Raw genomic sequence first — 4,201 nt, forward strand, 5'->3', positions numbered from 1 at the left:
ACATCGGTGAGGATCTGCCGCACGTCGGTCATCGACACCTTACGGCCGGCCAGCCGCAACGGCAGGGCGACGTTCTGCTCAGCGGTCAGTGAGCCGAGGAGGTTGAAGCTCTGGAAGACGAAGCCGACGTCCTGGCGCCGCAGCCGGGTGAGCTCGCGCTCGGAGGCGACGGCCAGGTCGCGGTCGCCGAGCAGCACCTGCCCGCTGGTAGGCCGCTCGAGGCCGGCGGCGCAGTGCAGCAAGGTGGACTTCCCGGAGCCGGAGGGCCCCATGACGGCGGTCCAGGTGCCGCGGACGAACCCGATGCCGACCCCGTCGAGCGCACGAACCCGCGCCTGCCTGCCGCCATACACCCGGACCACGTCACGCAGCTCGACGGCCATGCCCGCCTGCGTCTGAAGCTCGATCATGCGAGAACCCTATGAACAAGCAGGGGCCGCGCACGTCACCCGACGGTGGACAAACCGGGGTAGCTCGCACGGGGGACACGGCCGCCATGATTTACCTGCCCGGCCCGGCGAAGACCCGCCGCAAACCGTCCCGCACCGCCGCGATGGACTTCCAGAGAAGCCGTGCCATGGGTCGAAGGCGATAATCGTCCGTCATCGCCCGGCCCCGCGACACCGTTCTGGCCGGTTCGCATCCGAAGACCGCCGCGGAGTGACGCCCACATCCAGTCACGAGACACTCCTGTACGAGAAATTGCCGAAGTGTGGCATTGCGAGCGACAGTGTGTCCGAGCGTTCCAGGAACGCGGCGGCGGCCGCTCCGCCACGGGCCCGGGCGCGTGCAGCGGACTGTTCGAGTTCGGCGACGTCGTCGTCCGGGGTGGTGCCGGCCAGAGCGCGGTGCCATGCTCGCCGGTCCGGGGCCTTGGCCGGGTCGGTGGCTTCGGCCAGCGCGCGGTGCGCGGCGAACCGTTCGTCCGTGCGGGCGGTGCGGTAGACCGCGGATCGGGCCAAGGGATGGCAGAACCGGATCCGGGCGCCGAATTCGGCGAGTTCGGTGGCGCCCGCCTCGGCGCTGGCTGTCTGGAGGTCGAGGCCGAGCCGGCGTGTTGAACGTACACATCTCGGTCACCGAGCGCCGACCGCGTGCCCGTGCCGCCGCTGATGGCGCTTCCCGCCGAGGTCGAGGCCGCGCAGGTGGCGACCTGCTCGTTTCGTGCTTGAACTGCTCAGTCTTCCGCCGCCGTCGGACTGGCGGCGCGCCGGCGACCAGGGCATCGTCGCCGGCCCGGCCCGGACGTCAGTTGCCGCTGCCGCCGATGGCGGTGACGCGGATCTCGATGTGCATGGCGGGGTGGCCGAGGGCGGAGACGCTGAGCTCGGTCCAGATGGGCGCGCGGTCGCCCATGCGCTTGCGGAACTGCTCCACCATGACGCGGTTGTGCTCCTCGAAGCCGGCGGTGTCGAGTACGTGGTACGACTCCACGGCCACGACGTCGTTCCAGGTGGCGCCGGCGTGGGTGAGTGTGCGTTCGAGGTTGTCGAAGGCCTGCACGATCTCGGCCTCCAGGGTGTCCGGGAAGGTGAAGTCGTCGTGCCATCCGCCCTGTCCGGATGTCTCGACGCGGTCGCCGATGCGCACGGCTTGGTGGTAGTGGAGGTTGGTCAGCTGCGTGTCGCCGTATCCCGGGGTGGCGAAGAACTTCGGCTCGGTCATGTCGTACTCCTTCATTTATGAAGTAAAACGTACGCCAGAATAGTTCATGCATGAAGTAATGCGGTGTGGGTAAGGTGTGACTATGGCAACTACCGCGGATCCCAGCCACAGCGCGGACGACTCCTTGGAGGCGTCGTGGCTCAACGCGGAGGAGAAGGCGGCCTGGAGCGGCCTGATCTCACTGATCCTGCTGCTGCCCGGGCGGCTGGAGTCGCCGTTGCAGCGAGCCTCCGGTCTCACCCTCTTCGAGTACTTGACGCTCAGCCACATCTCGGAGGCGCCCGGCCGCCGGATCCGGATGAGCGAGCTGGCCTACCTGGCCAACGGCTCGCTGTCCCGGCTGTCCAACGTCGTGCGGCGCTTCGAGCAGCGCGGATGGGCGAGCCGGTGTGCTGACCCCACGGACGCCCGGTGCACCCTAGTCGCGCTCACCGACACCGGCTACGACATCGTCGTCGCTGCCGCGCCGACCCACGTGCGCGCCGTGCGGCAGGTGGTACTTGACCAGCTCAGCGCCACCGACCAGCGGGCGCTGGCCCGCATCGCCGCCAAACTGCGTGTACACCCCGGCGACTGACCGTGCCGGGCCGCCACGATCCGCGGATTGTGCGGGGCTGTGTCGTACGCGCACGGTGGCGTCACTGGCGGTAGTCGCCGACAAACTCCCGCAAGCCGAGCACCCGGTCGATGACCTGCTGACGGACACCGGACCGCAGGGGTGCCCGGCGGTCCAGAAGATGTGGTTGACGAAGAATCCGTCGCCGTACCGGGGCCGGTGGTCCGCCGTGCCGGGGTCAGTCGTCGGGCTCAGGCACACATTTTGTGAGTCGCGCTCACCGGTAGCTCGGGTGGGATGCCGGGGTGGAGATCATCGTGGCGTTGCTGCCGCATCTAGTTGGTCTGCGTCTGGAAGCGTTGGTGGTCCGGGCCGTTGGAGTTCGGATCGATGCGGCGACGCGGACGGTGCGGGCGGCGTGCGGAGTTTGTGGTGTCTGGTCGAGCACTGTGCATGGCCGCTATACGCGGCGGTTGGCCGACGTCAGGTTGGGTGGTCACGAGGTGCTGGTCGCGTTGACGGTTCGCCGGTTCACCTGCGGTAACAGCGGGTGCCAGCGGCGGACGTTCGTCGAACAGGTGCCCGGCCTGACCCGACGGTATGCCCGGCACACGGTCCTGGCGGCAGGTGACCTGGAAGCGGTCGCCGTGGCGTTGGGCGGTCGACCGGGCAGCCGGTTGGCGCAGCGGCTGGCGGTGTCGGTGTCCCGGACAACGTTGATCCGCGTCATCCGGCGGATACCCGACCCGCCGGTGGTGACGCCGACGGTGCTGGGCGTCGACGACTTCGCCCGACGCCGCGGGCACCGATACGCCACCGTGCTACTCGACATGCACACCCGCCGACCGATCGACGTGCTGCCCGACCGCACCGCCGACACCCTCGCCGAATGGCTACGCGAGCACCCGGGGGTGGAGATCATCTGCCGGGATCGTGGGGGCGCCTATGCCGAGGGCGCCCGGCAAGGGGCACCGAACGCGATCCAGGTCGCCGACCGGTGGCACCTGCTGAAGAACCTCAGCGACGTGATCGAGAAGGTTATTCGTGGGCATCGGCGGTGCCTGAAAGAGCCCGCTGACCCGGTATCTTCCCTTGCCGCGCCGGTCGAGGCCGAGCCGGTGAGGACGGGTCGCCGGGCGGTGAACACCCGCGAACGCCACGCGGCCGTGCACGCCCTGCGGGCCGAAGGGCTGTCCATCAAGGCGACCGCCCGCCGGCTCGACATGAACGTCAGAACCGCCCGCAAGTACGCCCACGCCACCACCGCCGAGATGTTGATCGGCCCGAACGCCAGCAGCCGACCCAGCATTCTCGCCCCGTTCCACCCCTACCTGCGCCAACGCCTCACCGACGGCATCCACCAGACAGCCGCGCTCGCGGCGACCACGCCCACCACCGCGACCACCGCCGCCATCTATACGCTACGACTGCTCGCCCAGCGCATCGCGCACCTGAACACCGAAATCCGCGACCTGGAAGCGCAGATCACCGCCGTGGTCACCGCGTACGCCCCTCAACTTCTGCAACGCGTCGGCGTCGGCCCTGACAGCGCCGCCGCCCTGCTCATCACCATCGGCGACAACCCTGAACGCATGGCCAGCGAGGCGTCCTTCGCCGCCCTGTGCGGAGCCAGCCCGGTCGAGGCATCCTCCGGCAAGACCCAACGCCGACGTCTCAACCGCGGCGGCGACCGGCAGGCCAACGCCGCCCTCTACCGCATCGTCCTGACCCGCCTGCGCTGGGACCCGCATACCCGCACCTACCTCGACCGGCGCATCAGCGACGGCAAGAGCCGCCGCGAAGCCATCCGGTGCCTCAAGCGCTACGTCGCCCGCGAGCTCTACCCGCTACTTCGAGCCGCCAGCGCATCAAACGATCCAGCTGAAGCAATAGTCAAGACTTGTGGATGAGAAATCTTGATCAGGCGGCTGCGGCGTCGGTCGTGTCGAGTTCGGCGGTGGGTCGTTCGACGAGTTTGCC

The 4,201-nt window shown here is 69.0% G+C and carries 5 protein-coding genes; 2 read left to right on the forward strand and 3 right to left on the reverse strand.

Going from position 1 to position 4,201, the window contains the following annotated elements:
- The 3 genes from AB0G14_RS34835 to AB0G14_RS34845 all read right to left on the reverse strand — a co-directional run.
- A partial coding sequence (locus tag AB0G14_RS34835; protein ID WP_357704908.1) for an ATP-binding cassette domain-containing protein occupies positions 1 to 410 on the reverse strand: 410 nt, incomplete at its 3' end.
- Positions 411 to 677: 267 nt separating this feature from the next.
- Positions 678 to 962 (reverse strand): hypothetical protein, encoded by a 285-nt coding sequence (locus AB0G14_RS34840; protein WP_357704911.1) that lies wholly within the window; start codon positions 960 to 962, stop codon positions 678 to 680.
- 286 nt (positions 963 to 1,248) lie between these two features.
- Positions 1,249 to 1,665 (reverse strand): Rid family hydrolase, encoded by a 417-nt coding sequence (locus AB0G14_RS34845; protein WP_357704913.1) that lies wholly within the window; start codon positions 1,663 to 1,665, stop codon positions 1,249 to 1,251.
- Between the two features lie 82 nt (positions 1,666 to 1,747).
- On the opposite strand from AB0G14_RS34845, the gene AB0G14_RS34850 reads away from it, so the two are divergent.
- Complete coding sequence (locus tag AB0G14_RS34850; protein WP_357704916.1) at positions 1,748 to 2,242, forward strand: MarR family transcriptional regulator; 495 nt, start codon at positions 1,748 to 1,750, stop codon at positions 2,240 to 2,242.
- 341 nt (positions 2,243 to 2,583) lie between these two features.
- Positions 2,584 to 4,131 (forward strand): ISL3 family transposase, encoded by a 1,548-nt coding sequence (locus AB0G14_RS34855; protein WP_357704918.1) that lies wholly within the window; start codon positions 2,584 to 2,586, stop codon positions 4,129 to 4,131.
- The last annotated feature ends 70 nt before the right edge of the window (positions 4,132 to 4,201 follow it).

The sequence above is a fragment of the Micromonospora sp. NPDC023814 genome, from assembly GCF_040639595.1.
Classification (GTDB): Bacteria; Actinomycetota; Actinomycetes; order Mycobacteriales; family Micromonosporaceae; genus Micromonospora.

What these genes read in the sequence shown, in the direction of transcription:
- AB0G14_RS34845 (WP_357704913.1), bottom strand. Translation starts at nt 1,665, where the DNA reads ATGACCGAGCCGAAGTTCTTCGCCACCCCGGGATACGGCGACACGCAG.
- AB0G14_RS34850 (WP_357704916.1), top strand. Translation starts at nt 1,748, where the DNA reads ATGGCAACTACCGCGGATCCCAGCCACAGCGCGGACGACTCCTTGGAG.